Annotated in this window: 16 protein-coding genes; 5 read left to right on the top strand and 11 right to left on the bottom strand. The window is 39.4% G+C overall.

All coding sequences use genetic code 11. The features are described from left to right. Window positions 1-536: 536 nt before the first annotated feature. Window positions 537-779 (top strand): hypothetical protein, encoded by a 243-nt coding sequence (locus tag GSM42_RS10665; RefSeq protein ID WP_160801525.1) that lies wholly within the window; start codon window positions 537-539, stop codon window positions 777-779. Window positions 780-997: 218 nt separating this feature from the next. On the opposite strand, the gene GSM42_RS10660 is transcribed toward GSM42_RS10665, so the two are convergent. Both GSM42_RS10660 and GSM42_RS10655 read right to left on the bottom strand, forming a co-directional pair. Beyond that, a complete protein-coding gene (locus tag GSM42_RS10660) occupies window positions 998-1,966 on the bottom strand; it encodes a diacylglycerol kinase catalytic domain-containing protein (protein WP_160801524.1) in 969 nt (322 codons plus the stop codon). Further along, window positions 1,963-2,988 (bottom strand): SPFH domain-containing protein, encoded by a 1,026-nt coding sequence (locus tag GSM42_RS10655; RefSeq protein WP_160801523.1) that lies wholly within the window; start codon window positions 2,986-2,988, stop codon window positions 1,963-1,965. The genes GSM42_RS10660 and GSM42_RS10655 overlap by 4 nt, the downstream gene beginning before the upstream one ends. An 84-nt stretch (window positions 2,989-3,072) precedes the next feature. On the opposite strand from GSM42_RS10655, the gene GSM42_RS10650 reads away from it, so the two are divergent. After that, window positions 3,073-3,933 carry a fructosamine kinase family protein gene (locus GSM42_RS10650; RefSeq protein WP_160801522.1) on the top strand — a complete coding sequence of 287 codons (861 nt, stop codon included), beginning with the start codon at window positions 3,073-3,075 and terminating at the stop codon, window positions 3,931-3,933. Between the two features lie 70 nt (window positions 3,934-4,003). On the opposite strand, the gene GSM42_RS10645 is transcribed toward GSM42_RS10650, so the two are convergent. Further along, a complete protein-coding gene (locus GSM42_RS10645) occupies window positions 4,004-4,219 on the bottom strand; it encodes a hypothetical protein (protein ID WP_160801521.1) in 216 nt (71 codons plus the stop codon). Between the two features lie 203 nt (window positions 4,220-4,422). Here GSM42_RS10645 and tnpB point away from each other — a divergent pair, with 203 nt between their 5' ends. Further along, the gene (gene tnpB, locus GSM42_RS10640) at window positions 4,423-5,550 is read left to right on the top strand and encodes an IS200/IS605 family element RNA-guided endonuclease TnpB (RefSeq protein ID WP_160801520.1); all 1,128 of its coding nucleotides are present in this window, start codon (window positions 4,423-4,425) and stop codon (window positions 5,548-5,550) included. Window positions 5,551-5,653: 103 nt separating this feature from the next. Next, window positions 5,654-6,541 (top strand): formyltetrahydrofolate deformylase, encoded by an 888-nt coding sequence (gene purU, locus GSM42_RS10635; RefSeq protein ID WP_202404876.1) that lies wholly within the window; start codon window positions 5,654-5,656, stop codon window positions 6,539-6,541. A gap of 167 nt (window positions 6,542-6,708) precedes the next feature. Here purU and GSM42_RS10630 read toward each other — a convergent pair whose 3' ends face one another. Continuing rightward, complete coding sequence (locus GSM42_RS10630) at window positions 6,709-7,077, bottom strand: peptidase inhibitor family I36 protein (RefSeq protein ID WP_160801519.1); 369 nt, start codon at window positions 7,075-7,077, stop codon at window positions 6,709-6,711. A 111-nt stretch (window positions 7,078-7,188) separates the two neighbouring features. Then, window positions 7,189-7,923 carry an MFS transporter gene (locus GSM42_RS10625; RefSeq protein WP_160801518.1) on the bottom strand — a complete coding sequence of 245 codons (735 nt, stop codon included), beginning with the start codon at window positions 7,921-7,923 and terminating at the stop codon, window positions 7,189-7,191. Between the two features lie 378 nt (window positions 7,924-8,301). Between GSM42_RS10625 and GSM42_RS10620 the strand changes: the two genes are divergently transcribed. Then, complete coding sequence (locus GSM42_RS10620; protein ID WP_160801517.1) at window positions 8,302-8,484, top strand: hypothetical protein; 183 nt, start codon at window positions 8,302-8,304, stop codon at window positions 8,482-8,484. A 197-nt stretch (window positions 8,485-8,681) separates the two neighbouring features. On the opposite strand, the gene GSM42_RS10615 is transcribed toward GSM42_RS10620, so the two are convergent. From GSM42_RS10615 to gltC, 6 genes are all read right to left on the bottom strand, one after another. Continuing rightward, complete coding sequence (locus GSM42_RS10615) at window positions 8,682-9,005, bottom strand: hypothetical protein (protein ID WP_160801516.1); 324 nt, start codon at window positions 9,003-9,005, stop codon at window positions 8,682-8,684. 301 nt (window positions 9,006-9,306) lie between these two features. Continuing rightward, on the bottom strand, window positions 9,307-11,136 hold the full coding sequence (locus GSM42_RS10610; protein ID WP_160801515.1) for an APC family permease: 1,830 nt from the start codon (window positions 11,134-11,136) through the stop codon (window positions 9,307-9,309). Window positions 11,137-11,353: 217 nt separating this feature from the next. After that, entirely contained in the window at window positions 11,354-12,373 is a 1,020-nt protein-coding gene (locus tag GSM42_RS10605) for an NADH:flavin oxidoreductase/NADH oxidase (protein ID WP_160801514.1), read from the bottom strand. 454 nt (window positions 12,374-12,827) lie between these two features. Next, window positions 12,828-13,001, bottom strand: a complete 174-nt coding sequence (locus GSM42_RS10600) for a hypothetical protein (protein WP_160801513.1) — start codon at window positions 12,999-13,001, stop codon at window positions 12,828-12,830. Between the two features lie 233 nt (window positions 13,002-13,234). Continuing rightward, window positions 13,235-15,988, bottom strand: coding sequence for a phosphoenolpyruvate carboxylase (gene ppc, locus GSM42_RS10595; protein ID WP_160801512.1), 2,754 nt, complete (start codon window positions 15,986-15,988; stop codon window positions 13,235-13,237). A gap of 224 nt (window positions 15,989-16,212) precedes the next feature. Beyond that, entirely contained in the window at window positions 16,213-17,118 is a 906-nt protein-coding gene (gene gltC / locus GSM42_RS10590; protein ID WP_160801511.1) for a glutamate biosynthesis transcriptional regulator GltC, read from the bottom strand. Window positions 17,119-17,219: the final 101 nt, after the last annotated feature.

The following is a 17,219-nucleotide window of genomic DNA, read 5'->3' as shown; positions in this document are numbered from 1 at the left end:
GCAGGACCGGTTAAGGGAAGATGTTTGTAAGTAGACAAAGTAATCACCGACCTCATGAAATAGTTTTTCAAATTGAAAATATAATTGAGATATCTCTAAGTCAATCACAGAAAAATCATTTGTCATTGTTGTAAGATAACCAGAAATATTTATTTGAATATGACTGAAACATTTCCGAATCATTAATTTTCTCATAACAAAAACATAAATCGGTTAATAGAGTCTTAGTTGGATGTAATTTTGCAATTTTTTCTGCTTGTAAATATAAATTAATTACTTCTTCAAATGATTTTGTTTCATACACCATTTTGCCGATAAAACGAGAGATGCAGCTAGTTCTCGTTCTAGTCAGAGATGCAGCTCTTTCGGAATAAACATTACTTTCATCTGATGGAAAACGTCTACTTATAGATCGCTTCAAGTAATTATATGATTTTCTCTAGCGAGATAGCTGATGGGCAAGTACTAATCCTTGTCTCGCTTTTTTGCTATGATCAAACTGACACACATACACCGCTTCTGTAGAGGAGTAATCCATGCTGGATCAGATCAAAAGCGTTCGTGTGCTTCCCAATGGAGATGAGTTCGTGGTGGAGGTGGAGCTGCTTGACAGCAGCAAGATCACTCTTTACCCACAGGAGGGCGGCCGCTTCAGCGAAGGTAACGAACGAGGTAAGCTGTTTGCTTCTCAGCATGGCGACAAGCTGGTTCTCTTCGCAGGGCGGCGCACCGCCCACTACAACGCGGAGACCGGGGAACGAATTCTCCAGAATGGGTAATTCGTAATCCTCCCAGAAATGGGGGAATGGCGACTGGTATCTCTAATTAGCTTTAGCTATTAGGGGTTCCAGTCGCTGCGTATTTTATTAAGTACTTGATGAAAGAAATAAAAAATGGACATATATGCAGTACGTATCATTAATATTTCCACCTTTAGCTGGATAGCCAAAGGTAAAACAGCCCAAGCATACACTTGGGCTGTTTTACATGAGAAAAATTATGATTTCACTACTAAATTTGTCTTCTGCTCAGCAATCGTAATCGTAGCTGTCGTTCCAGCGTTAAACGCTAAGAAATCGCTTTCTACACCATCACTGAATATCACACCATTTTGTTCCATTTGTGATTCGATGACAAGTGGTTTTTGTTTAGTAATCGAACCAGCGACGATCTGTGCAGATGTTGTCTTGCTTACAAAAGGTTCTCGGACGGCAAACAAGAGGGATTCGTCTTCCCATTTGACTCTTGGAGCTAGTAATGGTTTACTTTTCGGTTGGTAAGAGCGAGTTACGCCGTTTGCCATATGGAATACAGAGCTAATCCAACCTGTCGAACCGGCACCAGTAGAGACAATGATTCCACTGGAAGACTGCGTTTCACTTGGTTGCTGGTATCCAAGACGATATCGAGCGGAAACATGGGTAGCAGCCCCAATGAACAAGTCATTAAATGCACGCAAAGATTGTCCATCATTTAGCGTGGCTTTTGCCATAGTAATCCGTTTGTATGTTTCTCTTCCATTGAATACGTTTTCAACAGCAGCACGAGCATCGGTTACTTGAAAAGGTAGCAAAATGCCATCAATATGATCAGGGTCAGGATTGATAGCAATGAGTGGTTGTCCAGATAAATACTTTGCCGTATTGACCACCAATCCATCAATACCAATAGTCACCACAATATCTTGGGGAGAAAAAATATAATTTGGTAAAAAAGAACGATCGATCACTTGCAGTTTATAATTTTCACGCAACTGTTCTTTCACAGTCTCTACTGCGGACAAATAAGTTTGATGTTCCGCTTCGAATAAGCTAAAGTCTTGTGTCGTTTCTTCTGATGGTGAATGAGAAGCTTGTTTTAAGCTTTGATTGACATAAAATTTCGCTTGGGATCGGGTATTAAAGCGTCTGACTAATCCATCAAGTCGAGTTTCTCTCGTCACAATAACGATTTTTTCGTAGTTCATCGTCTCTTTTGTTTTTCATCCATCAAAGATTCTAGTAAATCAGGAGAAATATTCAGTTGCCCTATTTTGGATGCATTTTTCGCGAGTTCTTTGATTGCCATGCTTACCGCTAGACGTGGTTCGCCTGTTTGAATCGCTAGTGCTTGGATGAGCGATGAATCGAGCTCTGCAAGTGGACGGAGTGTTGCCTCTAAGGCATAAGCCTGAGCATCCGCTTCTGCTTTCGCATTTTCTACCCTAGTTGTGACGAGTAGTTTCCTTTCGGTTTCCAATTTTACTTTTCCTTGAAGTTTTGCTTCACGAATTTTTTGGTCTTTCATCTCTATCGCTAGATTGGCTTCTGCTTTTGTTTCGCGTATTTGGCGCTGTTTTTCTTCTAGTTTAATCTCCGTTTGGAGTTCATTTTCTTTGATACGTCTTTCTTGATCGACCGAAGCATTACGGCGTTCATAGATAGCATCATCTGCTGTTTTTAATAACTCTTCTCGTGCTTTTGCTTCTAGTGCGCGAGCCATCTCTGGTGTTGGTTTGATTGCAGAAATAGCTAATGTTTGAACTTCAACTCCCAATTTTTCTAGATCTCCAGACCCTGTTAATTGTTTTCGTACTTCAAGACCTACTTCATCAGAAACTTGGATGGCATCTTTGAGGGATCTTTTTTGTATTTCGGTGCGTGTATGTACTTGGAGCAGATTAACAATACGTTGTTCTAATTTTTCAGGATCATCGGATATGTATTGGTTCGAACGATCTTTGATGGTGTAATCTAACATACTTGCCACTAATTCCGGGTCTGTGATTCGATAGGTCACTTGTCCTTGAACGGTTACCGTTTGAAAATCAGCAGTTATTTCATTAAAAATAAAAGATGTATCTTTACTGGAAATTGGGACTACGGAAATAGATGCAGAACGTTTAAAATAGAAGAAAGAAAGTCCTTTTCCGCTTTGCTTAAGTTTGCCTTTTTGGTAATGCAGTACAAATTGTGTTGGGCTGGTCTTGAGATATCGGAAACCAAACATGCTTGTCACCCCTCTAGTAGTATAAATGATATTGTAGCATAAACAATATTCAAATAAAGGGGTAGAAAAGGGAGGGAATCTGCATTGAATCATTTGCAAGAAGCATTGCTTGAGTTGGGAGATACAACTGTTATTCGTGAGGTGAAATCTATTTCTGGTGGAAGTATCAATCAGATTACGTATGTCCAGACCGATAAAAAGGAGTATATTTTGAAAGCGCATTCAAATGTGCCTAAAAACTTTTTCATACAGGAAGCATTGGGATTGTCGGCATTATCTTGTTGCGTTCGTGTTCCACAGGTATACAACTTTCAGTTCGAAGAGACTACAAGTGAAGGGCAGTTATGGTTAGAATGGATTCCCACTGGGCAGATCTGTGAAAAAGCAGAAGAGGAACGAGGGCGAAAATTAGCTCAATTACACCAATCTACTCATACATCTTATGGGTTTATCGAAGATAATTACCTGGGTATCTTTCCACAACCAAATGCCTGGTCAGATGATTGGGTTTCTTTTTTTCGCGATAATCGATTGCAGGTACAAAAAGAGATCAGCGAACAAAAAGGACTACTGCATTCAAAAAGAAGAGAAAAAATAGAGAAATTATTTGCACGTTTGGATGATTTCTTGCCAAATAAACCTATTTCCTCTCTTTTACATGGAGATATGTGGAGTGGAAATTCGTTTGTGGATACATCAGGTGTACCTGTATTTATTGACCCAGCTGTAAGTTATGGGGATCGAGAAGTAGATTTAGCAATGACAGAACTATTTGGAGGTTTTTCTGCTCGTTTTTATGATGCCTATCAGGAAATTATGCCCTTAGAAGAGGCCTATCATGACCGAAAATCCATCTATCAGTTATACTACTTATTGATCCATCTAAACTATTATGGTGAATCATATGGAATACAAATAGATGAAATAGTGGACCGCTATGTATAGCCAATAACATGTAGTGCCCACAGGAGTTGGATCTCCTGTGGGCTGGTGAAGGTACACGGGGATGAAAGGATTACAGCTTCGCTGCCTTCTTCCGCAGTCGACGTGCCTCCTTCTCTTCCATCTGTGCAAGCCAGAGGTAGAGGAGAAAGCCCAGAAAAGCGATCAGCGCGAACGGTGGAAAAACCGCCAGTAAGAGAAGTTTTGTACCATCTCCTGCGAGTTCCTGTCCATTCGCTTCTGCCTTCATCGCTTTGCGAAGGAGCTTGTCCTTTTTGCTTTCACTCATGGATTATCCTTCAACTAGGTGTTGCCTTATATTTATAACATTGCGAGCGAGAAAACCCACGGTTTGAATCGTGGGATGAAAGCGAGTGTCAGACGAGGGATAACTTTTGTCATCTTTGAGATCTGACTATTTCTGGATATACTTGACAAAAAGCAAACATACGATCTATAATGTTCGCAAAATTCCAACGAGGAGGTGATTCCATGTATAAAGCATTTTCTTACCGTCTTCGACCAACCAAAGCACAAGCAACGCTGATCCACAAATCTATCGGCTGTAGCCGTTTTGTATTCAATCATTTTCTTGGCGAATGGAACAAAGTGTATCAAGAAACCGGAAAAGGGCTGACCTATACCACCTGTTCCCGCGTCCTGACGGAGAAAAAGCGGGAGTTTGTGTGGCTAAAAGAAGTCGATTCCACTTCCCTACAGAACACACTGAAACATCTTGCTGATGCCTTCCAGCGCTTTTTCCAAAAACAAAACGATGCCCCATGTTTTAAAAGCAGGAAAAATCGGGTACAAGCTTATACCAGTCAGTGTAACTATCCCAAAAATAACAGACCAACCATCGAAATAGAGGCAAACAAAATCAAATTGCCGAAATTAGGCTGGGTAAAGTTTATCCCATCACGAGAAATAAGTGGTCGTATTTTGTCAGCTACGATCCGTCGTACCGGGGCGGGAAAATACAAAATATCCATCCTTTGCGAGGGATGCTACTTGCAATCCGTTCCCGCGAGAAAAGAAGCCATTGGCATTGATTTAGGACTGAAAGATTTTGCCATTTTCGATGATGGGACGAAATGGAGTCCAAATCGATTTTTTCGCCAGTATGAACAAAAGCTAGCAAACGTGCAACAAGCGATGGCACGAAGAAAAAAAGACGGCTCTAACTGGCACAAAGCCCGCATCAAAGTTGCTCGTATCCATGAAAAAATCACCCATGCCCGCCATGATTTTTTACATAAACTATCAACGAAACTGGTGTACGAAAACCAAGTCATCTGTCTCGAAAATTTACAAGTGAAGAACATGGTGAAAAATCATAAGCTGGCGAAATCGATCACAGATGCTTCGTGGTCGGAGTTTGTTTCGATGTTGGAATACAAAGCGAAAGAATACGGAAGAAAAGTAGTGAAAGTAGGAAAATCCTTCCCATCCAGCCAGCTTTGTTCGTGTTGTGGCTATATAAACAAAGAAGTGAAGCAACTAAAGCTGCGAGCATGGATATGCCCCAATTGCAACGAGCACCATGACCGAGACATCAATGCGGCCAAAAACATTTTGCAAGAAGGTAGAAGATTACTTGCCGTGGGGCTCACGGTCTAAGCTTGGTAAACTTCCTTGGAGTACTGAGGATTACCCAAGAATCCCACGACTTTAGCCGTGTGGAGTTGTCAACTTATCATGTTTATAAACGAGGTGTGCCAATTTGAATCTATTCAAATCCGTTTCAGTAAAAAAAGATGTGGGCAGACTGCTCATTTCTTGTCCAGACCGAGTAGGAATTATAGCAGCAGTCTCTGAGTTTTTACATAAGCACGGTGCAAATATTATACATTCAGATCAACATGCGATAGAACGAGAAGATGGTATCTTTTTTATGCGGATTACTTTTCAATTGGATGATTTAGAAGAAAAGCAAGTATTTTTATGTGATCAATTTCAACAAGTAGCAGAAAAATTTGCGATGGAATGGAAAATCTCCTTATCTTCTCAGAAAAAGAAAGTTGCTCTATTTGTTTCCAAATACGATCATTGTTTGCAAGAATTATTGTGGCGCTGGCGCATCGGTGAGTTGGATGCAGAGATTAAGATGGTAATCAGTAATCACATGGACTGCCAACCATTGGTAGAACCATATGGATTGCCTTACTACCATATTCCAGTGACAAAAGAGATAAGAGAAGAAGCTGCTTTGGAACAACTGAAGTATTTGAAAAAGGAAGAGATAGATACGATCATTCTTGCCCGCTATATGCAGATCATTCCAAAACGTATGATTGATGTTTTTCCAAATCAAATCATCAATATCCATCATTCTTTTCTACCTGCATTTGTGGGAGCAAATCCATATGAGCGTGCATTTGAACGTGGAGTAAAATTAATAGGTGCTACCGCACACTATGTTACCGAAGAACTAGATGAGGGACCAATTATCGAACAAGATGTACATCGAGTGAGTCATCGGCATCGACCAGAGGATCTGATCCGCATCGGCAGTGAGGTAGAGCGGATTGTTTTAGCTAGAGCAGTGAAGTGGCATGTGAATGATCAGGTATTGGTGCATGGGAATAAAACGATTGTATTTCCTGGGTAGAGGTTTGTGAAAAAATCGTATCAGGGTTATTCTGCCTGATAAGTTTTGCATTTTTCAATCCATTGTTCCGTCTTCCTATCAAGCAAAAGTGAAGTTTTCATCTTATACAAATTTAGGAAAACAACCATCTACAATATATCAGATGGTTGTTTTCCTGTATAAACTTCTTACTCGATTTTAATAGATGAAATCCGATCATTGAAATTATAAATGGTCAGATCGCTAATTTTCCGACATCCGCCATTTAAGCGTATCGACTCCGAATTTCCATCGAAATTCGCATTATCATAAACCGTGATGGCATTCATGGAGCAATCAGCTTTAAATGAACTAATGCGATCATTCCAAAAGTCACTTACATAACCAGTGCTCCCGCAAAAAGTGGTAGATCTTCCTGCATAGTTGATATCTTCGTAGACAGTAACACAGCCAGCAGCCGATGCTTGCGCATTAACTGTTAAAGCCATATGTGGCATAGTGAGTGCTAAGAAAAAACTGAGCATCATACAAGAAACAAAGAGCTTCTTTTTCATCATTTTGCCTCCTGAAGAGATAATGGAAACTATTTTTAGTTTAAGTTATATGGAATATTTTGTAAAATATTTCCGGTTCTTTTGTTATTTGAGATGGCTGATTACATCAATCATCTATCGCATATGAAAGTGTTTCATCGGCTTGATGAGGGCTATAAAAGATGGCTGGTTCTGTGACAGCCAACCAATCAACCTCATCGTTTTTCCTAAACCTTGAAAAGTAAGTTTACTCGTATGATGGTTTTGATTGGTATTGTTTGCTTTAGTAGTTCGAATAAAGAAATAAATAAGAGGGACACCGATAATGAGATTGAGTAAACCCAGTATATAGAAAGACATCTTCCAATCAAATTGGTATATCAAAAAGGTTATGATCGGAAATCCGATTGCTAGTCCAATGGAAACTCCCATAGAAGTAATCGCATTGGGTTTACCTCGCTCATTTACCTTAAATTCATCCTTTACATACATTGTTTTCAATGAAAAAAGAGGACCTTCACTAGCTCCAAGAAAGAACCGGAAGAGTAAAAATAACGTTACGGTTCCTGCAAATGGAGAGATAATCGTGAAAAATCCCCATATAAAAATACTGATAAGTAATCCTTTTCGTACACCGAGAAAGGTCTCGTAAATAGGACTGAGAAAAAAGGCAGCAATCCCATAACCAATTAAAAATAGGGTCATGAGTTCCCCTTGTGCTACACGATCTCCAGCGATGCCTAAATAGTTTAAAAAATGTTGATTGGTAATTAACACAGATACATTAATTCGGTCTACATAAGAGAAGATGACAATGGCTAAAATCGAAAATACGCCAAACCAGCGCAAATGGTTAGCTTTCATTTGCATGTGTTGTTGCTCCTCTCGGTGTAAACGCTCTCTTTATGTTTAGTATATAAAACAATGTTTTGTATAATATAAACAGTTAACACTATTTGGTTGAGTATGTCAAATTGAAAAATATTAATTTTGATTTGGAAAAAAGAGAACTAAACGAAAAGAAATATTTGCTAGGTTTTTGCTATACTCTGGGTAAGATGAGGCAAGCTCCAAGACAAGAGGTAGTAGAAAAGGCAATAGTAAAAATCGAGACAATAATTTCATATTAGGCTTTTGCAGCCGACGAAGAAGAATTTGCATTTATGTTGGCAGTGTGAAAAACAAGGCTGGGATGTTTTTGATTTGCTTACTACATAGGAGTGAGGTGAGATTTATATTGGGAAAAAGATGGTGTTAGCAGGGGGTTTCGCTTTTCTTTTGATCGCAGGAGGATGTTCTTTTTCAAAAGATGTTCCATGCGGCTGTTTACCGCCAAAGAAACAGGAACAGCAGGATAAAGCATTGGGGTTATGGGAAGTGGTTTGGAGTAAAGGGGAAGATATAAGTTGGGAAAGAGATGAATTCGGTTGATCCATCCCTTTTTATGGTGAATAGTTACCACAGGGGTTCAAAAAAACAAACCACTACTATTATTGACCTCCTTTCAAGGTTTGCTATCGGTTATATGGAAGCATAGATAAAACCACATCCATCTATCGAATGTGGTTTTATATCCATATCATGTATTGCTGTTTCATTTATCGAAAAACGTATATTTATAGGAAATCTTATCGCGGGATGTTCAGTTCATAAAATCCCTTGATCTTTTTATCATCACCAAAATTAATCATCAGGCGTTTTCCTTTACAAGTTTTGATACTGATATGGAAAGCACTATACTTCGGATCATTTTTCGGAAGATGATTTAGATTGGAGGAGCCAATACTTACCTCGTAAGCGTCACCTTCATTCTTCTTCCCCTTATAGGTAATCGAGTATTTGGCAATTGGAGTAGTGGAACTTGTATTATCATCAAAATCCATGAAGATAATATTATGCTCATCATTGAGCTTCCAATCTGCTTTTTCCTCCAGCGGATGGATCCCTGCCATGCTCCAGAGTGAAGGTGCTCTGCTTACTTTTCTTGTATTTGCCAGGGAGTGCCGTGTTTTTCTCCAAATCTTCTCGTTACATGGTCATCTCGATTATAATAGTGCATCCTGCTCAACAACTGATTAGCCTCAAGTTTTCATAAGCAAATCAGTTCTAATAAATCAGCGTTTCATTCTTTAGAAAGCTTATGCTGATAATAGGTGTTTTTGATAATTGGTTCGTTTACGAATTACCACTCCATCAGGAGTTTGTAAACGAACCAATTATCTTCCCCTCCGAGGAGAAGTTTTGGCTTTTTTGTTATTCTTCTAATTGGTAGGGAACGATGGTGACAATTACACTTTTTCTTCGGATTAGGTTCGCCATAATAAGAAAGCCAGATTGGTTATGAAGGATGCTGTGCCACCATTTCTTCGCGATAAATTGGGGCATGACTACGGTGACTTGTGAATGCGATGCATCGGCTTTTGCTTTGACGGTATCAATAAATTGGCTCAGTGGTGTTAGTACACTTCGATAAGGAGAAAGCAACGTCACCAGTTTGACACCTGTGTTCCATTTGCTCCAAGTCTTATGCATATCATGGAGAGACTCCTTACTTGATCCTACGTAAACCGCGATAACATTATCTGATAAGGATTTGGCGTATATGATCGATTGTCTCACTACTTTTGTTACTCCTGCTACAGGGACAATTACCACATTTTCTGTATCTTTGATGTTGATGAGATGCTCTGTTATATCTGTTTTTAATTGGCCGCCAACTGCAATGTAGTGTTGATGAATTTTATGGAAGATAAAAACAGCTAATGGAATGAAGATCAGACTCATCCAAACTTGCCCAAACTTGGTGATAAAAAAGATGATCAAAATCAAATAACAGATCAAAGCACCAATAAGGTTTATTGTTAATTTTGCCATCCAACCATTCGGTTTTGTTCGAATCCATTTGATGATCATCCCTGTTTGAGATAACGAAAATGGAATAAATACCCCAACGGCATACAAGGGAATTAAATTTTCTGTGTTCCCCTCAAAAATGACAATTAATAGCATTGATGCCAGGCCGAGCGTTATGATGCCATTTGAATACCCTAAACGATCGCCTCTTGCAGTAAAGGCTCGAGGCATATATTTATCTTTTGCTAGATTGAATGCAAGTAAAGGAAAGGCTGCAAAGCCTGTATTTGCTGCTAATATTAAAATAAGCGCGGTTGTTGCTTGTATAAAATAATAAAAAATATTACGTCCAAAGACAGAAGAACTCAGTTGAGATAATACGGTTTCTTTTTCGGTTGGAGCTATGCCATACCAATAAGCTAAAAATACAATGCCTGAAAAAAGTATACCTAAAATGATGCCCATAACTGCAAGGGTTGATGCTGCATTTTTTGGAGCTGGCTCTTTAAAATTTGGAACAGCATTGGATATTGCTTCTACCCCTGTCAAAGCGGAACAACCAGATGAAAATGCTTTTAGTATAAGAAATAAACTAATACCCATCACAGGTGTTCCGACTTGGGGGTGAATATGGGATGAGACATGTCCTGTTACTACCTGATAAATACCTGTTATCATTAAGAAAAGGAGAGCTGCAACAAAAGCATAGACAGGGTAAGCCAAAATAGAAGCAGATTCCGTTAAACCTCGCAGATTTACCAATGTAATAATCGCCACTAATCCTACAGCAATGATTACATTATGTGAATGAAGCTCTGGAAAAGTAGAAGAAATCGCATCCGTTCCAGCGGAAACACTCACTGCAACGGTTAAAACATAATCGATTAACAAGGAACCTCCAGCAAACAAACCAAATATAGTTCCCAAATTTTCCTTTGCAACCATATAGGCTCCACCGCCATTTGGATAAGCGTAAATGATTTGCCGGTAAGATAGGATGAGTGCAGCTAACAAAATAAGTACTCCAACTGCAATCGGCAGGGAATACCAAAAAGCGATTACACTAACAGTAGCTAGGACGATTAGAATTTGCTCTGGACCATATGCGATGGAAGAAAGAGCATCCGATGAAAGAATTGCTAAAGCTTTATAATTGCTCAATTTTTGGCTCTGGGCCTCATTCGATTTCATCGGTTTTCCGATTAAAACCCGTTTGAATTTCTTTAACATTGAAATTCCTCCACCACATTGATGTATAAGGATCATACATAATATACACCAATATCTCTATTTGCATAATGTAATTTCCAAATTAGTTATTCTTTAGAAAATTCATTGATGTTTATAACTTTAGATGGTAGAATTAGATTTTTATGTGATATAGGAAGAAATCCCTTCTAGGAGACAAAGCTAGAAGGGATTCGAGGTGAAATAGGATAAATGTTGCTTAAAATCCTCGTTCATATTGTTTGGGAATCAAACTTTTACGTTCTTCCCCTTTAAGTGCGTGTAATGCCCAATAAGGATCACGCAGCATCGCGCGACCAACGGCAACTAAGTCTGCATCTTCGTTTGCGATTGTCGCTTCGGCAAGTATAGGATCATCCAATATCCCAACTGCAATCACAGGAATGGAAAGAGCTTGTTTGATCGCACGTGCATATGGTACTTGGTATCCAGGGTGATTTCCCGGTTTTTTCTTACCAGATGGTCCCTCGCCACCGCTGCTGACATCAAACATATCGACACCCGCTTTTTGGTATCGTCGGCATAGTTCGATGCTATGCTCTAAGTCATAGCCGTTATCCATATACTCTACCGCAGATATCCGCATGACCAACGGCATGCCTTCTGGCATCACACTTTTGATAGCTTGGATTATTTCTACCCCAAACAAGGCGAGATCTTTTCCATACTCATCTTCTCTTTGATTGATTCCTGGAGAATGGAACTGGTGGATCAAGTAACCATGTGCTCCATGAACCTCAATTGTATCTACCCCAGCTTTTATCGCACGTTCGGCAGCTTCTCTGAATTGAATAACCATTTGTCTTACTTCTTCTGTTGCCAAAGCTCTTGGCTGTTTATAGTGTTTATTGGCAGCGATTGGAGAGGAAGAAACCGGTACAACAGCATCTTCAGCTTTTCTACCTGCATGTGCAATTTGAATGCCAACTTTTGTATCATATTTATGTATTTCATCAATAATTTTACGAAATGCAGGGATTTGTTCATCTGACCAAAGGCCCAGATCATAGTCTGAAATTCGACCATCTGGTTCCACATCTGTCATCTCGATGATGATAAGTCCTGTTCCTCCAATTGCTCGAGATACGTAGTGAACAAAGTGCCAGTCATTTGGTTTTCCGTCTTTTGCCTCTACAGAATACTGACACATGGGTGGCATGACAATTCTATTTTTAAGATGCAAATTTTTTAGTTGAAATGTATTTGCCAGATGATTCATGATACTGTCTCCTTTTTGAATAACAGTCTCTCTTCATTTCTTTGTGGAAATGGAGATGATTAATAGATAATATACACCTCCATCTTATTTAGCATAATAGTATATAAAGATTATTTTATATTCTGTTTATAACTTTGGCAGAGTGAAGAGATGTAATGTTAAAATGATTAGCGTGAAAGAATAGATTAGCGGAATTAATATAACTGAAGTAAGTATATGACATATGTGTTTTTTGAGATCCTAAATATATTTAAATGGCTTATTCTCATGAAAATTAGATCGAGTCTCTGAACAGTACGTTCAGAGACTCGATTGCACCTAAAAGATCCACGCATTTATGGATATTTAGGAGGGAAACCTAGTGCCGGCGCAGATTTCGGATATGAGTGTTAATGGAGTTCACTGCTCCAGAAGTACCGAAGTTTTCGCCAGACTCCAGTCGTTTAAGGAGAATTTACATCTTTTTCTTTGCTTCAGCCAGTTCTCCAGAAGCATCTGTATGTGTGTTGAGGATCTTCATGGCTGGAGCACTAGCTACTAGTGCTTCGATATTCGCAATTGCTCGTTTAACCTTACCCTTAGAACTTTCCCTATTCTCGGGTTTTGCGCTAATGTCCTCCAGACTCAAGGAACTCCACAGTAGAACGTGGACATCCGTGTTTTTGTCACCAGATTTGATAGCAGTAATTAACGTTCTTCAAGAGATTCTCCCAATGAAGAGGAACGAATGTACCAACGTCGTTATTATATCATTTGCTTCCAGCATTTTTTCATATAATCTTAGAAAAATAAAAGATGAGAATTTTCCCATGACTTATTTAATAATGAGGCAGACCCATCCGTAAGTGGATGGGTCTGTTTTCAGCCAGTATTACGAAGCCCTGCTGCTATGCCATTGATGGTGTGCAGTACTTGTTCCAACAAATATGCTTCATTTTGGGAAGCATTAGCTTGCCTTCTTTCTTGCAAAAGATGTACTTGGATCAAACTTAAAGGATCGACGTAAGGGTTGCGTAAAATAATCGATTCCTGAATGACTGGGTTTTGTTCCAGTAACTCGGTTTGATCTGTGATGGCAAGTATTTGTTGTTTGGTGAGATGAAACTCATTTTGAATAATTTGATGGATTTTAACGGCATGATCCTGTTCATGAACAAGGGATGTATATTGTTCAGCTATCACCATATCTGCTTTGGAAAGTGCCATCTGTAAGTTATTGATCAAGGAAGAGAAGAAAGGCCAGTTTTGGTACATGTCTTGCAGAACAGCCAAACCTTCTTTGTTTTCCTCTAGATATTTAGAAATTCCTGTTCCCGCGGCATACCATGCAGGGAAGAGATATCTTGTTTGTGTCCAAGAAAATACCCATGGAATCGCACGTAAGTCCGAAAAGTTTTGTCCATTTTTACGTTTGGTTGGACGAGAACCAATTTTCAACTCTCCAACTTCTTGCAGAGGGGTAGCTTCATGAAAAAAAGGAAGGAAAGAAGGATGATGAAATACCAAGTCTTGGTACTGTTTTAAGGAATAATTTGAGATCGTTTCCATCGTTTCCATCCATTGTTGCGGCAGTTGACCTTGTTCTTTTTTCAGTGCTAACGAAACAGAATGTAAGTAGGTGGAAGTTGCCTGTTCCAAACTGCGCAAAGCAATCGGTTTCATCGCATATCGAGAGGACAAAACTTCCCCTTGTTCGGTAATTTTTACCCCACCGAGTACGGTATGTGGAGGATTTGCCATAATATTACGATGCAGCGGACCTCCACCTCTGCCTAATGCTCCGCCTCGACCGTGAAAAAATTTTACCTCTAGCTGGTACTTCTGTGCTAATTTCCAAAGTCGTAGTTGTGCACGATACAGCTCCCAGTTTGCGCTGATCATCCCACCATCTTTGTTGCTGTCGGAGTAACCCAGCGTTATTTCTTGATACGCTCTGCCATGAACAATACCTGGTTTAAATACTGGGTTTTGAAAGTATTTTTCCATGATTTCTTCAGCATGGTGTAAATCATCAATTGTCTCTAAAAGAGGTACCACATGAAGACGGGAAGCATGATGGTGTCGATAGAGTCCCACTTCTTTTGCAAACAATACCACTTCCAGCAGATCACTAGTACCTTGTGTCATGCTGATTAAATAATTGGCAATGCAGTTCTCCCCAAATTCTTCTTTCGCTTGGATCACCAATTGGAAAAGTTCTAATAATTGTTTGGTTTCATCCGAGTAATCCATAAAGCTTGAAGTAAGAGGTCGTGGATCTGCGATCAAATCGGTAAGCAGTTCGATTTTCTTTTCCTCTGACAGCGAAGCATACCCATGTGCGATTTGGAGCGTATCTAAAATTTCCTCAATCGCTTTTTCATGTTCTCCGCTATGTTGACGTAAATCGAGGGAAACAAGGTGAAAGCCAAATATTTCTACTTGATGGATCAACAAATCGATTTGATTGCTAGCAAATCCAACTGCTTGATGAGCGTTTAAGCTCGCTTGGATCAGTTTTAAATCTGCTAGAAAAGCATCAGGACTGGAATAGAAACCTGCTTCTTTTTGATTTTTTCGCGTATGTTTTAAGCGGGCTAGTATATAAGTAGATTTTATTCGGTAAGGTTCTTCTTTGTTTCGCCATATTCCCTGAACAAGATCTTCTCCATTTACCTCTGTTTTGTCCTTCTCGATTGATTCGAATAAGGCAGGTAAAACCTTAACTTTTTCTGAGGAATGGCTTAAATAAGGGATTAAATTCTCAATCGCTTTCTCATATTTTCGAATGACCAAGTCTCTTTGCATCACTAATGTTTGCCAAGTGATAGCTGGAGTGACAGATGGATTACCATCCCTATCTCCACCGATCCAAGATCCAAATTTAAGAAAAGAAGGAACATCCCACTGATGATCGGGATAGTAGTGAGTTAAACAACGTTTCAACTCTTGGTGTACCCGGGGCAGTACATCAAAAAGGGTTTGATCCATATAGTAAAGTCCATTAGTCACTTCATCTAATACAGTAGGCTTTCTTTTACGCAAGGGGTCTGTTTGCCATAGGGTGCTGATGTCAGAGAACAGCATCTGATAGATTTGCTCATATTCGTCTGAATACGCATCAAATTGATCCAGTTTTATCAGTTCATTCGCAATTCTTTTATGGATCGTTAATACAGTACGACGAGCTGCTTCAGTAGGGTGTGCAGTAATAATCATTTCTAATGATAAAAAGGAAAGTATTTGCTCCACTTCTTCCTTTGTTACCCCTGATTCCGCCCATTTTTGGATGGTATATTCAATGGAAAATTGTTGGATTTCCCCTTCTTTTGATCGTCGATGATACCGATTACGCCGCATCCGGTGATTCTGCTCTGCTATGTTTACCAATTGAAAGTAAATCGAAAAAGCACGGATAACATCGTAACGCATGGTTGGTTCTAGATGTGCGATCTCTTGTTTACAAGTTGCTAGAAGTTCAGGGCTAAATTCATTTCTCAATTGTTTGGTCAACTCGCGGATTTTCTCCACATGTTCAAATAATGCTTCTCCACCATGAAGGGTAAGAACATCGCCAAGGATATTGCCAAGTAAACGAACATCTCTACGAATGAGTGAATTTTGATTGTTATACATATGAGCACTCCTTTCCTGAAAACGACTAACCTTAATAGTTGAGATTGTTGCATAAATAAATGAGAAATCTGGGTAAAGTTGCTTGATGTATGTGCATAAGGCACAAATCGCACTATGCCACTGTAGTGGCAAGTCGCGCTGTGTTTTCCGCGTCTGTTGTTCAAAAACACAAAGGACGCTCCATCCACTTACATCTGCGCTTTGATACGAATAATGCAACAGGCTCAGTTATTAAAATCATTGAGCAAAGAAAAGAAACGTGTGACAAAATCATAGAACAATTGCTCAGAAGGTGGTAGTTTACGATTTTTTGGAGTGATGATCCCTACATTACGAGTTATGTTTGGTTTGCGAATAGGGATTTTTGCTGTTCCCCTTGGTACATTATCAATCAGAGTTACTTCTGGTAAAAGTGTAACCCCTAAGCCTGTGGCTACCAAACCTTTTATGGAGTCAATATCTTCTCCCTCAAATGAGATATTTGGGGAAAATCCAATTTGGGTACATGCTTGTATGACAATATCTCGCAAAATAAAGCCAGGCGGATACAAGACAAAGGAATCATTGCGTAGATCATGCAAATCAATCGATCGCTCAGACGCCAAAGGATGAGTCGTAGGAACCAAAGCAACAATCTGTTCCAAAAATAAGATTTTTCCTTCTATCTGCTTTTGATCCATAGGAATTGGACCAAGCAATGCTAGATCGATGTCTCCTTTGTTTACTCCATCAATGAGATGGAGATAACTGCCTTGCCTCAACTGAAATCCGATATGTGGATACTGATTGCGAAATGCAGAAATCACTGTCGGCAAGGTATGTGCTGCTAAACTACTAGGGAATCCAATGCGAATGGTTCCTCGTTCTGGATCGAGAAACTCATCCATTTCTTTTTTTGCATTTGTAATCGCTCGGACAGCCGCTTTCGCATGATGTAAAAATATCTTTCCAATTGGTGTAATTCTTATATTTCTTCCTTCGCGGATAAACAATTGGACTCCAAGTTCAGCTTCTAGATTTGCGATCTGCTTACTGACCGCTGATTGAGCGACATGTAAAGCCAACGCCGCCTCTGTCATATGTTGTCGTTCTGCAACCTCGATAAAGTATTGAATTTGTCTTAGTTCCATACTAAAACCTCTTTCTAATCAAATCCATCTCATTTCGAGATCATTTCTATCTTAAATATATATTGTTTGCATCGTTTTGGAAATATAAGATAAGTATAAAA

This window comes from Shimazuella alba (assembly GCF_009831235.1).
Taxonomy (GTDB): domain Bacteria; phylum Bacillota; class Bacilli; order Thermoactinomycetales; family Thermoactinomycetaceae; genus Shimazuella; species Shimazuella alba.
This window is presented reverse-complemented; position numbering and strand designations above follow the sequence as displayed.

Excerpts from the sequence above, each read along its gene's own strand:
- GSM42_RS10615 (WP_160801516.1), bottom strand. The coding sequence starts at position 9,005 with ATGGCAGGGATCCATCCGCTGGAGGAAAAAGCAGATTGGAAGCTCAAT.
- ppc (WP_160801512.1), bottom strand. The coding sequence starts at position 15,988 with ATGTATAACAATCAAAATTCACTCATTCGTAGAGATGTTCGTTTACTT.
- GSM42_RS10645 (WP_160801521.1), bottom strand. The coding sequence starts at position 4,219 with ATGAGTGAAAGCAAAAAGGACAAGCTCCTTCGCAAAGCGATGAAGGCA.
- tnpB (WP_160801520.1), top strand. The coding sequence starts at position 4,423 with ATGTATAAAGCATTTTCTTACCGTCTTCGACCAACCAAAGCACAAGCA.
- GSM42_RS10660 (WP_160801524.1), bottom strand. The coding sequence starts at position 1,966 with ATGAACTACGAAAAAATCGTTATTGTGACGAGAGAAACTCGACTTGAT.
- GSM42_RS10655 (WP_160801523.1), bottom strand. The coding sequence starts at position 2,988 with ATGTTTGGTTTCCGATATCTCAAGACCAGCCCAACACAATTTGTACTG.
- GSM42_RS10665 (WP_160801525.1), top strand. The coding sequence starts at position 537 with ATGCTGGATCAGATCAAAAGCGTTCGTGTGCTTCCCAATGGAGATGAG.
- GSM42_RS10605 (WP_160801514.1), bottom strand. The coding sequence starts at position 12,373 with ATGAATCATCTGGCAAATACATTTCAACTAAAAAATTTGCATCTTAAA.
- GSM42_RS10620 (WP_160801517.1), top strand. The coding sequence starts at position 8,302 with ATGGTGTTAGCAGGGGGTTTCGCTTTTCTTTTGATCGCAGGAGGATGT.
- GSM42_RS10625 (WP_160801518.1), bottom strand. The coding sequence starts at position 7,923 with ATGCAAATGAAAGCTAACCATTTGCGCTGGTTTGGCGTATTTTCGATT.
- gltC (WP_160801511.1), bottom strand. The coding sequence starts at position 17,118 with ATGGAACTAAGACAAATTCAATACTTTATCGAGGTTGCAGAACGACAA.
- GSM42_RS10630 (WP_160801519.1), bottom strand. The coding sequence starts at position 7,077 with ATGATGAAAAAGAAGCTCTTTGTTTCTTGTATGATGCTCAGTTTTTTC.
- GSM42_RS10610 (WP_160801515.1), bottom strand. The coding sequence starts at position 11,136 with ATGTTAAAGAAATTCAAACGGGTTTTAATCGGAAAACCGATGAAATCG.